We start from the raw sequence: 19106 nt of genomic DNA on the forward strand, positions 1-19106 counted from the left end.
TGGCGGGCCCCTTCGAGTGCGCAAAGGACGCGAGTGACAGAGAACAGGGAAGCAGCGGGGCACGGCCGGCTGTCCGTCGTCCGCGCCGGCACCCACCCCGACGGTCTCACCGTCCTGGACGTGGAAGGAGAGGTCGACCACCAGAGCGTGAGGACGCTGGCCCGGGCCATGCCGCCGGCCGACGCCACTGCCACGGACCGGGTGGTGGTCGATCTGAGCCGGGTCACCTTCATGGACTCCAGCGGAGTCAACGCCCTGATCGCCGCCTTCCACGCCACGCAGGCCGCCGGGGGCTGGCTGCGGCTGGTGGGGGTGCGGGGCGCGGTGCTGCGCACCCTGCAGCTCGTGGGCCTGGACACGTTCGTGCCCTGTCACGCGACCCTCCAGGACGCCCTCGCCGCGGGAGAGCGGGGCGCGTGACAATCCGACGCCCGGCGGGGCATACGAAAGGCGCACGCTGGAAGAGAGGCGTGCACGGGAGCGCGATCGACCGGGACGCGCGAGGAGGCGAGAACATGGTGGAACCGGAGGGCGCCGAGACGCTCCGCGAGCGACCCCTGATCGTGGTCCCCGCCGGCCTCACCGACGTGCTGGAGGCCCTGGGCACCGGCGCCTACGTCGTGGACGACGAGGGCCGCATCATGGCCGCGAACACGCACGCCGAGCGGCTACTGGCGAGGTCGGCCGAGGACCTCGTAGGACAGGACGCGCACGATCTGCTGCACCGGGGGCCGCACGGCCGGCCGCTGCCGCGTACCCAGTGCGCCATGCGGCAGGCGTTCCACGCCCGGCGCACGGCCCAGGCCGACGAGGCGTTCTTCGCCCGCCCGGACGGCTCCCTGGTGCGGGTCTCGTGGCTGATCACGCCGTACGCCGTCGGCGGCGGCGAGAGCCGCACCCTGGTCGTCTTCCACCCCGCCGAGGAACCGGAGGAGGGCCGTCCGTCGGCGGAACCGGAGTCCGAGTCCCTGACCGAGCTCGAACGGCTGGCCCTGCTGGCCGAGACCACGACCCAGCTGACCTCCACCCTCGACGTCGAGGAGGCGCTGCGCCGGCTGGTCGGCCTGGTCGTGCCACGGCTGGCCGACTGGGTGATCGTCGACCTGATCACCGAACGGGACGAGGTGTGGCGCACCCTCGTCGTCCATGTCGACGCCGACGGTGGTGGCGTGGTGCGCCGCGAGGACCTCCAGGGCCCGATGCCCCCGGTGTCCGAGGAGTCGCCGATGCCGCTGTCCAGAGCGCTGCGGGGCGTCGCCTCCACGCTGGCCGGCCCCCAGACCTACCGGCGCGCCCCGGACTCCGGCATCGCGGTCGAGCAGCGCCATCTGTTCGAGTCCACCGGCATGCACTCGGCGGCCATCGCGCCCGTCCGCGGCACCCGGGCGGTGCTCGGCGCCCTGACCGTGGGCCGCTCGGAGAACCCGAAGCCCTTCGCCCCGGGCGACCTCCCGCTGATCGAGGACATCGCGCGCCGTGCCGGGCTCGCCCTGGACAACGCCCGCCTCTACCAGCGCCAGCGCAAGGTCGCCGAGACCATGCAGAACCATCTGCTGCCCCAGCTGCCCCGGGTCCCGGACCTCCAGATGGCGGCCCGCTACCTGCCCGCGCCGGACGCCTCGCAGGTGGGCGGCGACTGGTACGACGCGTTCCAGCTCTCGGACGGGGCGACCGCGCTGGCCGTCGGGGACGTCGTCGGCCACGACCTGGAGGCCGCGGCCGGCATGGCGCAGGTGCGCAACATGCTGCGCGCCTACGCCTGGGCCCAGCAGGAGTCGCCGAGCCGGATCGTCACGCGGCTCGACCAGGCGGTCCAGCACATCACCGACGTCACCATGGCCACGCTCGTGTTCGCCCGCATCGAGGCGGCGGAGGCCGGCCAGTGGCGGCTGACCTGGACGAACGCGGGTCATCCGCCGCCGCTGCTGATCAGCCGGGACGGCCTGGCCGACTACCTCACCGACGGCCACGGCATCCTGATGGGCACCGGGGCCGGCGCCCCGCGTCCCGACGCCACGGTCCTGCTGCCGCCCGGGTCCACGCTGGTGCTGTACACCGACGGGCTGGTCGAGGACCCCGGCCACACCCTCGACGAGGGCCTGAACCGGCTGCGGCGGCACGCGGCCGCCCTCGCCCACCGCCCGCTGTCCGCCTTCACCGACCAGCTCCTGCACCGGGTCCGCCCCACCGACAACGACGACGACGTGGCCCTTCTGGCACTGCGCACCCCCGACACGCTCCGGTGACGACCCCGCGTGCCCCGGCCGTCGGCGGGTACCCGCCCGACAAGGTCCGGAAGGAGGCCCGCGATGCCTACGACCCGTGCCGCGGCGGCGAGGGGGGCGTGCCGTGGCTGAGACGACGGCCGCCGTGCTGACCCGGCTGATGCAGGCCAGCCACACCGCCACCCTGGAGGAACTCCCGGGTCTGATCGCCCGGTACGCCGCCCTGGCCGGGATGCACGAGACCGCCGTCCTGGTCGTGGACATCCGCGAGACGGTGCTGCGCGAACTCACCGGTGTGGGTCCGGCCGCCGCGGACGGCGGGCAGGAGTTCACCGTACGGGGCACCCTGCCCGGCCAGGTCTACCAACGGGTGGGCCTGCTCGCCGAGTCCGAGCGCGCGGGCGTCCCGGCGCACCGGCTGCGGTGGTGGGTGGCGATCACCGACGGTGTGGAGCGCCTGGGCGTCCTGCGGGCGGACACCGCCGGCGACGACGGGCCCGTCCGGCAGGCGCTGCGCGACCTCGCGTCGCTGGTCGCGCTGCTGCTGCTCAGCAAGCGGTCCTTCAGCGACTCCTACGCCCGGCTGACCCGTACCGAGCGGATGAACGTGGCCGCCGAGATGCAGTGGCACCTGACCCCGCCGACCGCCTACGCGGGCCATGACGTGACCGTGGGTGCCGCGATGGAGCCCGCGTACCAGGTCGGCGGGGACGCCTTCGACTACGCCGTGGCCGACCGCACCCTCCATCTCGGGGTCTTCGACGCCATGGGTCACGACACCACCGCCGGGATCACCGCCAACGTCGCCGTCGCCGCGTGCCGCAACGCCCGCCGCCAGGGCGCCTCGCTGATCCAGACCAGTCGGCAGGTGGAGGAGACGCTGGTCGGGCAGTTCGGCACCAGCCGCTATGTCACGGCCGTCCTGGCCGACCTGGACCTGATGACCGGCCGTCTGACCTGGATCAACCGCGGCCACCCGCTGCCGATCCTGCTGCGCGGCAACCGCTGGACCACCGAACTGCTCTGTCCCCCGGCCGGGCCCATGGGAGCGGAGCTCGGCCTGCCGGTGACCGAGTCCACCGAGCAGCTGGAGCCCGGCGACCGTCTGCTGCTGTACACCGACGGCGTGGTGGAGGCGCGGGACACGCGGGGCAGGCAGTTCGGCCGGGACCGGTTCACCGACCACATCCGCCGTCAGCACTCCGGCCGGCACACCCTGCACGAGACCCTGCGCCGCCTCATGGCGGCCGTAATGCACCACCACGATGGCATGCTCAAAGACGACGCCACCGTCCTGCTCACCGAGTGGCGCGACGAGCACCAGGAGCGGCTCACGCCGTGACCCGGCCGGCCGTCGAGAGCCGACCGTCGAGAGCCGGCCGTCGAGACTGGAGGAAGCCATGAACGCCCCGGTACGAGGTTCCGGCGAGGACCGTGCACGGCTCAGGATGCTCGGCGTCTACCTCAACGACCACCTGGCCGGTGCGACGGTCGGCACCGAGCTGGCGCACCGCATGGTCGAGGAGCACGGCGACTCGGCGTACGGCGAGGAGCTGCGGGCCCTGGCGACGGAGATCGCGCAGGACCGGCAGGCGCTGCTGCGGCTGATGGCGGAGCTGGGCGTCCCGGCACGGCGCTACAAGGTCCACGGTGCCCGGCTGGGCGAGCGGGTCGGGCGGCTGAAGCCCAACGGCCGTCTCGTGCGCCGCTCCGGTCTCTCGGTGCTGATCGAGTTGGAAGCCCTGCGGGTGGGCGTGACCGGCAAGGCACTCCTCTGGCGCTCCCTGCTCGTCGCGGCGGCGGGGGTCCCGCACGCCGATCCCGCCCGGCTGGAGGAACTCCTGCGCCGGGCGGAGCGGCAGATCGAGACGCTGGACTCGCTGCACGGCAGGGCGGCCGGGGAGCGGTTCGCCGTCGGCACGCGGCAGGGCACCACTTCGTGACCCGTCAGCCCGTCAGCACCCGCACCGGCGCCCCCGCGAGGAAAGCGGTGATGTCCTCCACGGCCTGCGTGTAGAAGGTGCGGTAGTTGCGCTCGGTGACGTATCCGAGGTGCGGGGTGGCCAGGACGTTCGGCAGGGTGCGCAGGGGGTCGTCGGCCGGGAGCGGTTCGGTGTCGAAGACGTCGAGGCCCGCGCCGGCGATCCAGCCCTCGCGCAGGGCGCGCAGCAGGGCCTCCCGGTCGACGAGGCCCGCGCGGGAGGTGTTGACCAGGTGGGCGTGCGGGCGCATGGCGCGCAGTTCGGGCTCGCCCAGCAGGCCCCGGGTCCGGTCAGACAGGACGAGGTGCAGGGAGACGAAGTCGCTGCGCCGCAACACGTCCTCTTTGCTCTCGGCGAGTTGGGCCCCGGCCTCGGTGGCGCGCTCGGCGGTGAGGTGCTGGCTCCAGGCGAGGACCTCCATCCCGAAGGCGCCGGCGACGCGGGCGACCCGGGTGCCGATCTTGCCGAGTCCGAGCAGGCCGAGGGTGCGGCCGTCGAGGTCCTGGCCGACGGTGGACTGCCAGGGTCCACCCTCGCGCAGGGCGCGGCTCTCGGCGGTGAGGTGGCGGGCGAGGCCGAGCAGGAGGGCCCAGGTCAGCTCGACGGGCGGGGTGGAGCTGCTCTGCGTGCCGCAGACGGTCACGCCCTGGGCGGCCGCGGCGGCGAGGTCGATGGAGGCGTTGCGCATCCCGGTGGTCACCAGGAGCCGCAACCGGGGCAGCCTGCGCAGGAGTTCGGCGTCGAAGGGGGTGCGCTCGCGCATCGCCACGACGATCTCGCGGTCGGCGAGTTCGGCCACGAGCCGGTCCCGGTCGGTGAGGTGGTCGCGGAGCACCCGCACCTCGACCCGCTCGGCGAGGGGGCTCCAGTCCGCCAGGGCGAGGGCGGCACCCTGGTAGTCGTCCAGTACGGCACAGCGGAGGGTCATACCGGCATTGTGCCGTTGACCAGGATCCCGCCGCTCCTGGGGCTCACGTGCGCACCCGCACCTCGCGCAACGCCTCCCCGACGAGCGTGACCCCCTCGTCGATCTCGTGGGCGGCGCCCGCCGCGTAGCCGAGGACCAGCCCGGGCGGGCCCGGCGCGATGCGGTGCCAGGACAGGGGGTGGACCTTGACGCCCCGGGCGAGGGCGGCCGCGGCGAGGTCGGTGTCGGCGAAGCCGCCGTCGAAGGTGACCATGAGGTGCAGGCCGGCCGCCGCGCCGTGGACCCGGGCGCCGGGCAGGTGTTCCGCGACGGCCCGCAGCATCACGTCCCGGCGCCGCCGGTGCCGCAGCCGGACGTGGCGCAGGTGCCGTTCCAGCTCGCCGGAGTCCATCAGCCGGGCGAGGACCAGCTGGGTGAGGACGCCGTTGCCGAGGTCGGCGTACCGCTTGGCGGCCACCACCGCGTCCAGCCGGTCCGGGGGAACGAGCAGCCAGCCCACCCGGAGCGCGGGCGCGAGGAGCTTGGAGACGCTTCCGGTGTGGCAGACGCCCTCGGGCAACAGGGAGCGCAGGGCCGGTACCGGCGGCCGGTCGTAGCGGTGCTCGGCGTCGTAGTCGTCCTCGACGACCACCCCGCCGGCGGCCGCCCAGTCCAGCAGGTCGCGGCGGCGCTCCCCGTCCAGGACGACACCGGTGGGGAACTGGTGGGCCGGGGTCAGCAGCACCGCGCGGGCGCCGCTCGCCCGGAGCGCGCCGACGTCGAGCCCGCCCTCGTCCACCGGGACGGGGACGACCGTGTGACCGCCGTACTCCAGCTGCTGGCGCGCCCCGAGCGACCCGGGGTCCTCCACGGCGATCCGGTCGATCCCGTGCGCCCGCAGGAGCCGCCCGAGCAGGGCGAGGGCCTGGGCCACCCCGGCGACGACCACGACCTCGTCCGGGTCGGCGAGGATGCCCCGGTTGCGGGCCAGCCAGCCGACGACGGCCCGGCGCAGGGCGAGGGCGCCGCGGGGGTCGCCGTAGCCGAAGTCGGCCGGGGTGACACTCCCGAGGACGGCGCGTTCGGCCCGCAGCCAGGCGGTGCGGGGAAAGGCGGCGAGGTCGGGGACGCCCGGGGAGAGGTCGATCCGGCTGGGAAGGGCGCGGAGGGCGTCGACGACGCCTTCGCGGTCGGCGGCGGCGAAGACGGCGGCGCCGGGGAGGGCCGGGACACGGTCTGCCGCGGGGCCCTTGGGCGGCGCGGGAGCCGCCACGACCACCGTGCCGAGCCGTCCGCGCCCCGCGACCTGCCCGGACTCGGCGAGCCGCCGGTACGCCTCGGTCACCACGCCCCGGGTGACCCGCAGTTCATCGGCGAGCACCCGGCTGGCGGGCAGCCGGGCCCCCACGAGCAGGGAACCGTCGGCGATGGCGGAGCGCAGCCGCTCGGCGAGCCAGGCGGTGCGCCCGCCGGGCGGCGCCTGCCCGATGTCGAGCTGGAGGAAGTCGGAGCCGACGGCGGTTTTGGACCCCTCGGACGACGACTCTGTGGACCTGCCCATGGCGTCCATTGTGCGGGCAGGCTGGACGCCATGGACACCCCTTCACCCCCTTCCGCCTCCTTGCGTCAGCTGCTGCCCGGCATGGTGGGCATGGTGCTGGTCGGCAGCAGCGTGACCGTCTCGCACGCGCTGGTCGACGCCCCGCTGTTCACCTCCCAGGCCGTCCGGTACCTGTTCGCGACCGCCCTCCTCGTGGTCATGGCCCGGCTCGCGGGCGCCCGCCTGGTGTGGCCCCGGGGCCGGGAGTGGCTGTGGCTGACCGGGCTCGCGGTCAGCGGTCTGGTGGTCTTCAACGTGGCGGTGGTCCGGGGTGTGGCGCACGCGGAGCCCGCGGTGATCGCCGTCGCGGTGGCCTGCGTCCCGCTGGTCCTGGGCGTGCTGGGACCGCTGCTGGAGGGGCGCGGGCCCAGCCGGCAGGTGCTCCTGGCGGCGCCGGTGGTGATGGCGGGCGCCGTGCTGGTGGAGGGCACGGGCCGGACCGACGCGGTCGGTGTGGCCTGGGCGGCGCTCGCCCTGGCCTGCGAGGCCGCGTTCACGCTGCTCGCGGTGCCGGTGCTGCGGCGGCACGGCCCCTGGGGGGTGTCCGTGCACGCGATCTGGCTGGGCGGCGCGCTGCTCTGCGTCCTCGGCGTGACCGTCGAAGGCCCCTCGGCCGTAAGGGAGGTGACCGGCACCCAGTGGGCGGCGGCCGGCTACCTGGCGGTGATGGTGACGGCCGTCGCGTTCGTGCTCTGGTATTCGACGGTACGTTCCGTCGGGGCAGGCCGGGCCGGACTGCTCACCGGCATCGCGCCCCTCGCCGCGGCGGCCGTCGGCGCCGTGTCGGGCACCGGGATGCCGGGGCCGTACGTCTGGCTGGGCATCGCCGTCGTGATCGCCGGGCTGGTCGTGGGCCTGCGGCCGCGGGAGGCCGGAGCCGTCACCGCCCCGGACGGGCGGCCGGCGCGCCCGGCCCCCTCACTGCGCGCGGAGTAGCCGGTGCCGTCGCCGGGCGGTTCAGGCGCCGTGGACGCCGTGGGCACCGAAGAGGTACTGGTTGGCGATGTCGATCAGGAACGGGCCGCCGTACGACGGGTGCCGCTCCAGGATCGCCTTCTTGTACGCCTCCCCGTCGTCGCCGAGCAGTTCGCGGGCGTCGGCCAGGTACCGGCGCAGCTCCGCGTACACCTCCGGCCCGGCGGGCAGACCGTGTCCGGCGAGGACGGTGTCGTAGACCGGGTCTGCGGCCAGGTGGTCCACGGCCCGCTGCCAGCCGGCGATGTCGTTGTTGCCGAGGAACAGGTGGATGCCGTGGTAGACGAGGTCCTGGGCGACCAGCACGCCCTGCTCGGGCAGCCTGATCACCAGTTCGTCGGCGGCCTCGCCGCCCGCGACCGCCTCGAAGACGAACGGCACACCGTCGACGACCTCCGTACCGGGGACGATCTCCACGGTCGGCGTGACGTCCGCGACCGGGACGACCTGCCCGGTGGGGTCCTGGGCGTCGCCCTGCGCGGCGATCTGCTCGCGCACCGCGGCCAGCGAGTGCACCGGGACGCCGAAGCGGCCGGCGCCGTGGAAGTGGTCCGGGTGGGCGTGGGTGACGATCAGCCGGTCCAGCGGCTTGCCGAGACCCCGCGCGTAGGCGACGACCTCGTCGGCGTACGCCAGCGCGTACTGCGCGTCGACCGCGATCAGCCGCCCCGGGGTCTCGATCAGCTGGGTGGTGACATTCAGACTGTCGTCGGGGGCCATGTAGCTGTGGACGCGGACCGCGCCCTTGTCGATGACCGTGATCGTGCCGTGCATGTTCGTCGCCTTCGCACCGGTGGGGAGGGCCTCTGTGCGGCCTCCCCGCTCTCTACGACTGTCCCCGGAACCGGCCGCGGGGACGAGATCCGACGGGGACCCCTCATGGTCGGAATCGGACATGCGGGTGCGCGGTCGTGTCAGCGGGCCGGTTCGTAGGTGAGGTACTTGATCTGGCGCAGGGTGAGGGACGTCTCGACGCTCTGGATGCCGTCGAGCGCGCCGATCCGCTCGCTCAGGTACCGGTAGAGCCCTTCGGTGTCGGGCACCAGGACGGAGGCGACCATGTTCGCCTGTCCGGTGACGGCCGCGGCGAAGCGGACCTCGGGGTGGTCCGCGAGGGCCTGTCCCACGGCGGCGAGGGCGGCGGGCGCCACGGTGAGCCAGAGCATCGCGACGACGCCGGGGCCGAGCAGGTCCTTGTCGTACTGGACGTCGAAGTAGAGCACGCCACAGGCGCGCAGCCGTTCGACGCGTCGCTTGACGGCCGTCTCCGACTGGCCGGTGGCGGACTGCAGTTCGCTGAACGTCGTCCGCCCGTCTCGGCGGAGCAGCGCCAGCAGGGCCTCGTCGTCCCGGTCGAGCGCGACCGGCCGCGCGGCGGCCTCGACCGGCGGCGGCCGCAGCGCCGCCTCCTGCCCCGCGTCGAGCGCCCGGATCTTGGCGAGCCAGCCGAGCGGACCGCCGTAGAACTTGTGGAGCAGGCATTGGGCGGTCACGGAGACGACCCGAGGGGTGCGCGGCAGCCGGCCGAAGAGCAGGTCGTCGCGTTCCTTCTCGCTGTGCGGTTTCATCGAGCACAGCACCTCGGTGCCGCCGGCGATCAGTTCGATGTGGGAGGTGTCGTGGCGGCGGGCCAGCGCCTCCGCGAGCCGGTCGGCCGCGTCGGGCGTGCAGCGCAGGCGCACCATCCAGGAGGCCCGGCCGAGCCGGGTCTCGTCGATCCCGCCCACCACCCGCAGTCCGGCGCCGGCACGCAGCCGCCGGAACCGCCGCGCGACGGTCTGGTCGGACACGCCGAGGACCTCGCCGATACGGCTGAACGGAGCCCGCCCGTCGATCTGGAGCGCCTGCAACAGCTTCAGGTCGAGGGGGTCGAGGGGCGAGGAGTCCAAGGAGTCGTCCTTTTGTGGGATGTACGGCGGTGTCGGGCCCGGCGATACGGGTCACCGGGGGCGTTGCGCGGACCGGGGCCCGGGACCGTTGTACCCGGTCCCGGACCCCCGCACCGCGCTCACGCCTCCGTACGGTCACCCGCGAGCGACGGCACTGCCTGGTCCCCGGCGCTCCGGGCCACGCCGCCTCCCGTGACCTGGGTGGTGGACTGCGGCCGGCGCAGCAGGACCGCTCCCAGGACCGCGGCGGCCAGGGTGAGCACCGCCGAGACGAGCAGGCAGAGGTGGAAGCCGTCCAGGAAGGCCTCGGACAGCGCGCCCAGGACACGGGGCGTGTCCTGGCCTGCGTCGAAACCGCCTACCGCGCCGAGTCCGCCCCGGTCGGCGACCGCCGTGACCTGCTGGACGGTCGCGCCGGTCAGACCGGCGTCGGCGAGGTGACCGGGCAGCGCGTCGACCGTCCTGGTCGTCAGCAGGGCGCCGAGGACGGCCGGGCCGAGGGCGCCGCCGACCTGACGGAAGGCGTTGTTGCCCGCGGCGGCCATGCCCGCCTGGTGGAAGGGGACCGAGCTCACCGCCGTGGCGGTCATCGGGGTGATGACGAAGGCCATGCCAAGGCCGAGCAGGGCCAGCCGCCAGGCCAGCGATCCGAACGAGGTGTCCGCGTCGACGGTGGTGAGCGAGAGCAGGGCGGCCGTGACGGCGAACAGGCCGCCGGGGATGAGGACGCGCGGTGAGACGCGGTGGACGAGCCGGCCGACGGGGGCGCCGAGCACGAGCGGCCCGGCGGTGACCATCAGCATGCGCCAGCCGGCCTCCAGCGTGGACAGGTGCTGGACCATGCCGAAGTACAGGCTCAGGACGAAGAAGAACCCGATCAGGCCCAGGAAGCTGATCATGGCGATCAGGGTGCTGACGGTGAAGGCCGGGCTGCGGAACAGGCTGAGGTCCAGCATCGGGCTCGCGCTGCCGCGTTCCGCGAGGACGAACGCGACCGCCGAAGCCGCCGCGACGAACAGCGCCACCATGACCTTGACGTCGGTGAAGGAGGCGGCTCCGCCTTCGATGATCCCGTAGACGAGCGCGGTGATCGCGACCGCCGCACTGATCTGTCCGGGCCAGTCGAGGCGGCGCGATCCCGGTGCGCGGGAGTCGGTCAGGAGCCTCGCGGCGCACGCCATCGCGAGCAGCGAGACGGGGAGGGGGAAGAGGTAGATCCAGCGCCAGGCGAAGTGTTCCAGGACGGTGCCGGCGATGACCGGGCCGAGGGCGAGGGCGGCGGACAGGGACATGGCCCACAGGCCGATGAACCGGCCGCGCTCGCGCGGGTCGGGGACGGCGTGGCTGATCAGGGCGAGGGTGGTGGGCAGGAGCGCGGCGGCGCCCAGCCCGGCCAGGGCCTGGCCGGCCCACAGCACCTCGACGGAGTGCGCGCACAGGGCCACGAGGCCGCCGAGGAAACTGAGGGCGAGGCCCGCCTGGTAGACCTGCTTGCGGCCGTGGACGTCACCGAAGACCCCGGCCGTCAGGATCAGCGCCGCCATGGGGAGCACGAACGCGTCGGAGACCCAGGACAGCTGGGAGGTCGACGCGTTCAGCGCCCGCTGGACGGCCGGGAGGCTGGCGGAGACGGTGGTCACCGGCAGATAGGCGACGAACATGCCGATGCAGGCCATGACGAGCGTGGCGGCCCGTCTCTCCCGCGGCGTGTTCGTGGTCGTGGCATTCACGGAGACTCTTCCTTGCGGTGCCGGGGCACCGCGCACTGGAGCTTGACTGACGGGCCACACCTTCGGCGCGGTCGGCCCTCGGAGGCCAGTCACGGCCCGCGAAACCCGGAAATCCGACGTGCGGGGCCGGTTCACAGAGGTTTTCCGACCCGTCGCTGACCGCGGGCGCATACCGGAGACTTCGTGACAGCCGGGGATCTTGGCCGCGCAATTACCCTTTCGCGACTGATTGATTGCATACCCGCAGGTCATGATGGGCCCGTCTTGGTTAGGCATGCCTACGCTAATGAGGGTCGCATGTGGGATGACGCGTTTCCGAGCTTCCTGATCGGACTGCGGGAAGGGCTCGAAGCGGGGCTCGTCGTCTCCATCCTCGTCGCGACCCTCGTCCGCGCGGAGGCCCGCAACCGGCTGCCGCAGGTGTGGACCGGCGTCCTCGCGGCGATCGCGCTCGCCCTGAGCTTCGGCGCGGTACTCACCTTCACCGCCGCGTCCCTGTCCGCGACCGCGCAGGAGGCCTTCGGCGGCACGCTCAGCGTGATCGCGGTCGCGTTCGTCACCGCGATGGTGTTCTGGATGCGCCGCTCGGCCCGCACCCTGTCCGGCGAGCTCAGGGAGAAGGTGACCGGGGCGCTCGGCATGGGCGCGGGGGTCCTGGTCCTCACGGCGTTCCTCGCGGTGGGCCGCGAGGGCCTGGAGACCGCGCTGTTCCTGTGGACCACGGCCCAGGCGGCCGGTGAGTCCGCCGGACCGCTGACCGGTGCCGCGATCGGGCTGGTCCTGTCGGCCGCCCTGTGCTGGGGGCTGTACCGGCGCGTCCTGAGGATCAACCTCACCAAGTTCTTCACCGTCACCGGCGCCGTCTTGATCGTCATCGCGGCCGGCGTCCTCGGCTACGGCCTGCGCGACCTCCAGGAGGGCGGGGTGCTGCCCGGGCAGACGGCGTACGCCTTCGACCTGAGCGGCAGCATCGACGCCGGCGCCTGGTACAGCACCCTGGTCCAGGGTGTGCTGAACCTGACGCCGACGATGACGTGGCTCCAGGTCATCGGCTACGTCGGCTATCTCGTCGTCGTGATGGCGCTGTTCGTCCTTGGCGTGCGCGCCGGTGCGACCGGCTCTGAGAAGGAGCCCCCGGCCCAGCGGACCGAAAGCCCTCGGCCCACCCGGCACCGCCCCGCCTGGGTCGTCCCCGTGGCCGTCGTGACCGTCCCCGCCGTGATCGCGGGTCTGGCCGTCGTCCTCGGCCGCCCGAAGCCCGCCGCCGCCCAGACCGTCGCCGTCTCGGAGAAGGAGTGCGGCGAGGGCTTCACCGCGCCCAAGGCCGGGCGGCAGACCTTCCAGATGCACAACACCGGCGACAAGACCTCCGAGGTGTATCTGATCGACCCGGACACGAACGCCGTGTACGGCGAGGTCGAGGGCCTGGCCCCCGGCACCACCCGGGCCCTGGTCTCCACCGTCACGGGCGGCACGTACGCGTGGCGGTGCGTCCCCAGCAGCGGTACGGCGGTCACCTCCAAGGCGGTCCGCGTCACCGGCGGCGGCACCTCGCAGGCCGTCGTCCCGGTCTCCGAACAGGACCTGACCGGACCGCTCGCGCAGTACAGGTCGTACGTCGGCCAGGGCCTGACCACACTCGTCGGCCAGACCCGCACCCTCGCCGCCGACATCGAGGGCGGCCATCTCGGCAAGGCACGCGCCGACTGGCTCACCGCCCACCTCACCTACGCCTCCCTGGGCGCCGCCTACGGCACCTTCGAGGACTTCGACCAGAAGATCGACGGCAGGGCGGACGGACTGCCGGACGGTGTGCACGACAAGGGCTTCACCGGGTTCCACCGCATCGAGTACGGCCTGTGGCACGGGGAGAGCGCGGCGTCGCTGACCGCTCCGGCCCAGCGGCTCGCCGCCGCTGCCGCCGGACTCCAACAGGCGTTCCCGCACCAGGACTTCGACCCGTCCGACCTGCCGCTGCGCGCCCACGAGATCCTGGAGAACACCCTCCAGTTCGAGCTGACCGGCGACACGGACGAGGGCAGCGGAACGAACCTCGCCACCGCCGACGCCAACCTCGCCGGCACCCGCGAGCTGCTCACCGTACTGAAGCCGCTGCTCACCACCCGCTCCCCGCACCTGCTGCCGACGGTCGACGCGGACGTGGCCCGTCTGCAGGGCCTCCTCGACGCGGCCCACCACGGCACGACCTGGACCCCCGTCGCCGCGCTCGACGCCACCGCCCGGGCCCGGGTGAACGGAGCCACCGGGCAGCTCCTGGAGGACCTCTCCCCGGTCCCCGACCTGCTGGAGATCCGGAAGTCCGCCTGATGACCACCCGACACGACCCCGCACGCCCCGAAGGGACCACCCCGATGCCGTCCGCCGAATCCAACGCCCCGCAGGCCGACCGCCGTTCCTTCGTCAGGACGGCACTCGGCGCCGGAGCGGCCGGGGCGGTTCTGGCCGGCGGCGGACTCGCGCTCGCCGAGAGCGGCGGCACCGCGCGGGCCGCCACACAGACGGCGCAGGTGCCCTTCCACGGAGTCCACCAGGCCGGCATCGTCACTCCCGCGCCGGCGGCGGCCGCGTTCGTCTCCTTCACCGTCATCGCCGACCACCGCGCCGAACTGGCCGACCTGCTGCGGACGATCACCGCCCGGGCCCGCTTCCTCACCTCCGGTGGCACCCCGGCGGACCTCGGCGTCGGCGCCCCGCCGTCCGACAACGGCATCCTCGGCCCGACCGTCCCGGCCGACGGCCTCACCGTCACGGTCGGCGTGGGAGCGTCCCTCTTCGACGACCGCTACGGACTCGCGAAGGCCAGGCCCCGCCGCCTGACCGCGATGCGGACCTTCCCCAACGACAACCTCAAGCCCGCCGAGTGCCACGGCGACCTCTCGCTCCAGATCTGCGCGAACCGCCAGGACACCGTCCTGCACGCCCTGCGCGACATCGCCAAGCACACCCGCGGCGCCCTGCAGATCAAATGGCGCATCGACGGCTTCCAGAACGCGCCCCGCCCCACCGGGGCGCAGCGCAACCTGCTCGGCTTCAAGGACGGCATCGCCAACCCCGACGTCCACTCGGCCCGCGAGACCAGGCGGCTGATCTGGGCCGGGGACGACGAGCCCGCCTGGGCAGCGGGCGGCAGCTATCAGGTGATCCGGATCATCCGCATGCTCGTCGAGTTCTGGGACCGTGTCTCGCTCAGCGAGCAGGAGCTGATGTTCGGCCGCCGCAAGGACACCGGCGCCCCGCTCGACGGCGCCAGGGAGACCGACGCCCCCGACTACGCCAAGGACCCGCACGGCACGGCGATCCCCCTCGACGCCCACATCCGCCTCGCCAACCCGCGCACCACCGCGACCGACAACTCCCGCATCCTGCGCCGCGGTTACAACTACGACCGCGGCGTGGACACCGTCGGCAACCTCGACATGGGCCTGGTCTTCTGCTGCTACCAGCAGGACGTCAAGCGCCAGTTCGAGGCCACCCAGACCCGCCTGATCGACGAGCCCCTCGTCGACTACATCTCCCCCACGGGCGGCGGCTACTTCTTCGCCCTCCCGGGAGTCCGCGACGACAAGGACTGGCTGGGACGGGGCCTGCTCGCCACCTGACGGTGGCACACCGGACGTCAGGTCTGAGCCGTTCCCCCGTTCGATTTGGACAAGTGCGGGCGGCCCCGGTCACACGCTGCTGATACTGGGCTCGGCAGACTCCTCCGTTCGCTTCCAAGACGGCTTCAAGTCGCTTCCAAGCGGCGTGTGAAGAGTCCGTGCCGGGGGCGAGTGTCAGCGGGGAGAGATCTGAGGTGCTGGAGCAAGTGCGGTTCACGGTGCTCGGACCGGTCGGCGCGTGGCGCGGCACGGTCGAGGTGGACCTCGGACCGCCACGGCAACGGGCGGTACTGGCCACGCTGCTGCTCGCCGAGGGCGGCCAGGTGCCGGTGGCCCGGCTGGTCGACGCGCTGTGGGGCGAGGCCCCGCCCGCCTCCGCGGTGGGCTCGGTCCGGACGTATGTGCACCGGCTGCGGCGGGCCCTCGGGGAGGCCGCGCCGCTGATCCGGTCGGTGGGGGACGCCTATGTCGTCCGCGCCCTCCCGGAGGACCTCGATCTCGCCGCGTTCCGGGAGTTGACCGCGCGCGCCGAACGGGCGCGTCGGGACGGGGACGTCAAGGAGGCCGCCGCACAGCTGCGCGACGCGCTCGCCCTGTGGCGCGGTCCCGCGTTGTCCGGCGTCCGGGGCGAGTTCGCGCGGGCCCAGCGCGAACGGCTGGAGACGCTCAGGCTGGCCGCCCTGGAGACCCGGCTGGCCATCGAGCTCGACCTCGGTGGCCATGCCCAGGCCGCGCCCGAACTGGCCACGCTGGTCGCGGGGCATCCGCTGGACGAGCGGTTCCGCGAGATGCTGATGCTGGCGTACTACCGCTCCGGCCGGCAGTCCGCGGCGCTGGACACGTACGCCGAGGCACGGGCGCTGCTCACGGAGGAACTGGGGGTCGATCCGGGGCCCGGTCTGCAACGCCTGTACGAACGGATCCTGCACGCCGACCCCGGGTTGCTCACGGTGCCGGGCGACGGGAGACCGGGGGCCCGGAGTCCGGTTGCCGAGAGCGTGGTTGCCGCAAGTCCGGTCGTGGGAAGCGCGGTTGCGGGAAGCGCGGTTGTGGGAAGCGCGGTTGTGGGAAGCGCGGTTGTGGGAAGCGTGGTTGCGGGGAGTCCCGTTGCGCCACGTCCCGTTGCCGGAGGTCCGGGCTCCGTGACATCCGCGCCGCGGACTCCCACCGACGCGGCGGCGGTCACGCAGACCCCGTCCACCGCACCACCCCCGGTGCCTCCTCTTCCCGCTCCTTCCGGACCCGCCCAACTCCCCTCCGGCCTCCCCGGTTTCATCGGCCGCCAGACCCAACTCGCCCAGGCCAACGCCCTGATCGCCGACAACGAATCCCCGCCCGCCACCGTCGTGATCGGCGGCACCGCCGGGGTCGGCAAGACCGCGTTCGCCGTGCACTGGGCCCGGCAGATCGCCTCCCGCTTCCCGGACGGCCAACTCCACCTCAACCTGCGCGGCTTCGACCCCGTGAGCGCCCCGGTCACCCCGGCTCAGGCGCTCCGCACCCTGCTGGAGGCGCTCGGGGTCACACCACGCGAACTGCCGCAGGACCAGGACGCGTTGGCGGCCCGCCTGCGGACCGTGCTCACCGGGCGCCGCGTCCTGATCCTGCTGGACAACGCCCGGGACGCGGGTCAGGTACGGCCGCTGCTGCCGGGCGCCCCGGGCTGCCTGGTGATCGTCACCAGCCGGAACCGGCTCGGCGGTCTGGTCGCCGTGGACGGCGCGCATCCGTTGTACCTGGACGTCCTCACCGCGCAGGAGGGCCACGACCTGCTGGTGCGCCGACTGGGCGCCATCCGGGTGGCGGCCGAGCCGGCGGCGGTCCGGGAGATCGTCGAGTTGTGCGCGCGGCTGCCGCTGGCCCTCGCGGTGGCCGCGGCCCGCGCAGCCGGCCGTACCGCCTTCCCGCTCGCCGCGGTGAAAGCCGAACTCGCCGACGGACACGGCAGCCTGGACGCGTTCACGGACGCCGACCAGGCCGCCGACGTACGGGCCGTCCTGTCCTGGTCGTACCACGCGCTGTCGCCCGCCGCCGCCCGGCTGTTCCGGCTGCTCGGCCTGCACCCCGGCCCGGACGTGTCGCTGCCCGCCGCCGCGAGCCTCGCCGGACTCACCACGCCCGCCACCCGGAGCCTGCTGGCCGAGCTGGTGCACGCCCACCTCGTGGACGAGCCCGTGCCCGGCCGCTACGCCTCGCACGACCTGCTGCGCGCCTACGCCACCGAGCTCGGCGCCGAGGCGGACACGCCCGGCGAGGTCACGGCCGCCCGCCACCGCATGCTCGACCACTACCTCCACAGCGCGCACGCCGCCGCGCGGTCGATGGACCTCACCCGGGACCGGATCGCCCTCAAGGAGCCGTCCCCGGGGGTGCGGGGCGAGGTCTTCACCGGACCGAAGCCCGCCATGGCCTGGTTCGACACCGAACGGGCCGTCGTGGTCGCGATGTTGCGGGAGGCCTCGGCGCAGACGCTCGACGTCCACGCCTGGCAGCTGGCCTGGTGCGTGGAGCACTACTTCGGCCGCCAGGGCCTGTGGCACGAACTCGGCGTCACCCTGCGCACCGCGCTGGAGTCCGCCGACCGGCTCGGCGACCCCGCCGCCCTCGCCCACGTCCACCGGGGGCTGGCCCAGGCCGAGTCCTACGCGAAGCGCATCAGCGACGCCCGGATGCACATCGAGCGCGCCATCGAACTGTTCGCCGAGGTCGGCGATGTCCACGCGCTCACCGAATGCCACCGCCAGCTGAGCGTCGTACTGGAGGTGCAGGGGGACCTGGAGGGCGCCCTCGACCACCACCGGCAGGCCCTGGAGCTGCTCGGCCCCGAGAGACCGGAGAGAACCGAGAGACCCGAGGGCTCCGAAGGGACGGGAGAGCCCGAAGGCCCCGCCGACGACAGCAGGCTGCGGTCCTGGATTCTCAACGGCCTCGGCTGGTACCACTCGTTGCTCGGCCGGCACCGCGAGGCGCTGGTGTTCTGCGCCGCCGCCATGGCACGGGCGCGCGCCAACGACGACGACTACACGCTGGGCCACGTCCTCAACAGCGCCGGCCACGCCCACCACCATCTCGGCGCCCACGACGAGGCCGTCGCCGCCTTCGAGGAGGCACTGGTCCGCTTCCACCAGGTCGGCGGTGTCCCCTGGGCCGAGGCGCACACCCTGGCCTCGCTCGCCGACTCCCGGCTGGGCCTCGGGCACCCGGAACGCGCGCACGCCCTGCTCGCGGAGGCGGTGCGGATCCTCGACCGGCTCGGGCATCCGGACGCCGCGGCGCTGCGCGCGAAACTGGCCGCGCTGCCCCCGGAAGGGGACCGGGCGGCCCGGGCCGGGTGACGGTCGCCGCATCGGTGCACCTCCCCGTGCCGGTGTGCGGGACGCTCACCCGCACTACGGGGCCGTACGCTCCGGAGTTCTGCCCCCACCGCGACCGTTGCCTTACCGTTACCTTCTCGCGCGGCGGGCCGGGTTCCCTTCCGTGGTGGAGAACCCCATGGGCACCGGCTCCGTAGTGAGGGGTGGGGCCGTGGTCGCACCCGCGCCATCGGACAACTATCGAACGACTATCCGACGGCAATCGGGAGGCGATCGACCGCCCCGACGATCGGCGGGTGACCGCGAACAAGTACCAGGAGAACGAGCAATGCCCGGACGGGGGCCAGGCCTTCGCGCGCGTGATCTACCAGGCGCACGGCACCGCCCTGCTCCAGTTCGCCCAAGGGCTCACGCTGGGCGATGTGCACGGCGCCGAGGACATCGTCCAGGAGGCGGTGCTCAGGGCCTGGCGCCATGCCGACCGGCTCAGCTCGACCCCGGGACTGACCCGCCCCTGGCTCTTCACCGTCGTACGGCGGCTCGCGATCGACGCACACCGCACCCGCAAGGCCCGGCCGGTGGACCTCATACCCGCCGCCCTGGACCGCGAGGTCGTGTCCGACAGCAGCGAACGCACCCTCACCGCCCAGGTGTTGAACAGGGCACTGGCCGAACTGGACCGCCCGCACCGGGAGGTGCTGGTGCACCGCTACTGCCTCGACCGCAGCATCGAGGAGACCGCGGCCGAACTCGACCTCCCCCAGGGCACGGTCAAGTCCCGCAGCAGCCACGCCCTCAGAGCCCTGCGCCGCGCCCTGACCACGCTCGGCGCACCCACCCCGGCCGCCCTGCGCTGACCGGCTC

At 73.6% G+C, this 19106-nt stretch carries 14 protein-coding genes; 9 read left to right on the plus strand and 5 right to left on the minus strand.

What is annotated here, in order from left to right; all coding sequences use genetic code 11:
* Positions 1 to 33 precede the first annotated feature (33 nt).
* The 4 genes from ABZ896_RS24730 (at position 34) to ABZ896_RS24745 (ending at position 4168) form a co-directional block, all read left to right on the plus strand.
* Positions 34 to 420 (plus strand): STAS domain-containing protein, encoded by a 387-nt coding sequence (locus ABZ896_RS24730; protein ID WP_360932991.1) that lies wholly within the window; start codon positions 34 to 36, stop codon positions 418 to 420.
* Positions 421 to 515: 95 nt separating this feature from the next.
* Positions 516 to 2246, plus strand: a complete 1731-nt coding sequence (locus tag ABZ896_RS24735; RefSeq protein ID WP_360932994.1) for a SpoIIE family protein phosphatase — start codon at positions 516 to 518, stop codon at positions 2244 to 2246.
* Positions 2247 to 2349: 103 nt separating this feature from the next.
* Positions 2350 to 3567 carry a PP2C family protein-serine/threonine phosphatase gene (locus tag ABZ896_RS24740; RefSeq protein WP_360932997.1) on the plus strand — a complete coding sequence of 406 codons (1218 nt, stop codon included), beginning with the start codon at positions 2350 to 2352 and terminating at the stop codon, positions 3565 to 3567.
* 58 nt (positions 3568 to 3625) lie between these two features.
* Positions 3626 to 4168 carry a hypothetical protein gene (locus tag ABZ896_RS24745; protein WP_360933000.1) on the plus strand — a complete coding sequence of 181 codons (543 nt, stop codon included), beginning with the start codon at positions 3626 to 3628 and terminating at the stop codon, positions 4166 to 4168.
* A 4-nt stretch (positions 4169 to 4172) separates the two neighbouring features.
* Here ABZ896_RS24745 and ABZ896_RS24750 read toward each other — a convergent pair whose 3' ends face one another.
* Both ABZ896_RS24750 and ABZ896_RS24755 read right to left on the minus strand, forming a co-directional pair.
* A complete protein-coding gene (locus tag ABZ896_RS24750) occupies positions 4173 to 5135 on the minus strand; it encodes a D-2-hydroxyacid dehydrogenase family protein (RefSeq protein ID WP_360933003.1) in 963 nt (320 codons plus the stop codon).
* 43 nt (positions 5136 to 5178) lie between these two features.
* Positions 5179 to 6684: a PLP-dependent aminotransferase family protein gene (locus ABZ896_RS24755; RefSeq protein ID WP_360933006.1), complete on the minus strand. Its 1506-nt coding sequence runs from the start codon at positions 6682 to 6684 to the stop codon at positions 5179 to 5181.
* A 21-nt stretch (positions 6685 to 6705) separates the two neighbouring features.
* Between ABZ896_RS24755 and ABZ896_RS24760 the strand changes: the two genes are divergently transcribed.
* Complete coding sequence (locus ABZ896_RS24760; protein ID WP_360933009.1) at positions 6706 to 7650, plus strand: EamA family transporter; 945 nt, start codon at positions 6706 to 6708, stop codon at positions 7648 to 7650.
* A gap of 21 nt (positions 7651 to 7671) precedes the next feature.
* Here ABZ896_RS24760 and ABZ896_RS24765 read toward each other — a convergent pair whose 3' ends face one another.
* From ABZ896_RS24765 to ABZ896_RS24775, 3 genes are all read right to left on the minus strand, one after another.
* Positions 7672 to 8463 carry an MBL fold metallo-hydrolase gene (locus ABZ896_RS24765; protein WP_360933012.1) on the minus strand — a complete coding sequence of 264 codons (792 nt, stop codon included), beginning with the start codon at positions 8461 to 8463 and terminating at the stop codon, positions 7672 to 7674.
* 140 nt (positions 8464 to 8603) lie between these two features.
* Positions 8604 to 9578 carry an Lrp/AsnC family transcriptional regulator gene (locus tag ABZ896_RS24770; protein ID WP_360933015.1) on the minus strand — a complete coding sequence of 325 codons (975 nt, stop codon included), beginning with the start codon at positions 9576 to 9578 and terminating at the stop codon, positions 8604 to 8606.
* Between the two features lie 119 nt (positions 9579 to 9697).
* On the minus strand, positions 9698 to 11254 hold the full coding sequence (locus ABZ896_RS24775) for an MFS transporter (RefSeq protein ID WP_360933037.1): 1557 nt from the start codon (positions 11252 to 11254) through the stop codon (positions 9698 to 9700).
* 351 nt (positions 11255 to 11605) lie between these two features.
* On the opposite strand from ABZ896_RS24775, the gene efeU reads away from it, so the two are divergent.
* From efeU to ABZ896_RS24795, 4 genes are all read left to right on the plus strand, one after another.
* Positions 11606 to 13636, plus strand: coding sequence for an iron uptake transporter permease EfeU (gene efeU, locus ABZ896_RS24780; protein WP_360933018.1), 2031 nt, complete (start codon positions 11606 to 11608; stop codon positions 13634 to 13636).
* Positions 13637 to 13680: 44 nt separating this feature from the next.
* A complete protein-coding gene (efeB, locus tag ABZ896_RS24785; protein ID WP_360933040.1) occupies positions 13681 to 14928 on the plus strand; it encodes an iron uptake transporter deferrochelatase/peroxidase subunit in 1248 nt (415 codons plus the stop codon).
* A gap of 194 nt (positions 14929 to 15122) precedes the next feature.
* Positions 15123 to 18263 carry a BTAD domain-containing putative transcriptional regulator gene (locus ABZ896_RS24790; RefSeq protein ID WP_360933021.1) on the plus strand — a complete coding sequence of 1047 codons (3141 nt, stop codon included), beginning with the start codon at positions 15123 to 15125 and terminating at the stop codon, positions 18261 to 18263.
* A 275-nt stretch (positions 18264 to 18538) separates the two neighbouring features.
* Positions 18539 to 19099, plus strand: a complete 561-nt coding sequence (locus tag ABZ896_RS24795) for a sigma-70 family RNA polymerase sigma factor (RefSeq protein WP_360933024.1) — start codon at positions 18539 to 18541, stop codon at positions 19097 to 19099.
* Positions 19100 to 19106: the final 7 nt, after the last annotated feature.

This window comes from Streptomyces sp. NPDC047072 (assembly GCF_040643855.1).
In the GTDB taxonomy this organism is placed as follows: Bacteria; Actinomycetota; Actinomycetes; order Streptomycetales; family Streptomycetaceae; genus Streptomyces.

Excerpts from the sequence above, each read along its gene's own strand:
- ABZ896_RS24750 (WP_360933003.1), bottom strand. The coding sequence starts at position 5,135 with ATGACCCTCCGCTGTGCCGTACTGGACGACTACCAGGGTGCCGCCCTC.
- ABZ896_RS24755 (WP_360933006.1), bottom strand. The coding sequence starts at position 6,684 with ATGGACGCCATGGGCAGGTCCACAGAGTCGTCGTCCGAGGGGTCCAAA.
- efeB (WP_360933040.1), top strand. The coding sequence starts at position 13,681 with ATGCCGTCCGCCGAATCCAACGCCCCGCAGGCCGACCGCCGTTCCTTC.
- efeU (WP_360933018.1), top strand. The coding sequence starts at position 11,606 with ATGTGGGATGACGCGTTTCCGAGCTTCCTGATCGGACTGCGGGAAGGG.
- ABZ896_RS24735 (WP_360932994.1), top strand. The coding sequence starts at position 516 with ATGGTGGAACCGGAGGGCGCCGAGACGCTCCGCGAGCGACCCCTGATC.
- ABZ896_RS24765 (WP_360933012.1), bottom strand. The coding sequence starts at position 8,463 with ATGCACGGCACGATCACGGTCATCGACAAGGGCGCGGTCCGCGTCCAC.
- ABZ896_RS24760 (WP_360933009.1), top strand. The coding sequence starts at position 6,706 with ATGGACACCCCTTCACCCCCTTCCGCCTCCTTGCGTCAGCTGCTGCCC.
- ABZ896_RS24745 (WP_360933000.1), top strand. The coding sequence starts at position 3,626 with ATGAACGCCCCGGTACGAGGTTCCGGCGAGGACCGTGCACGGCTCAGG.
- ABZ896_RS24775 (WP_360933037.1), bottom strand. The coding sequence starts at position 11,254 with ATGGCCTGCATCGGCATGTTCGTCGCCTATCTGCCGGTGACCACCGTC.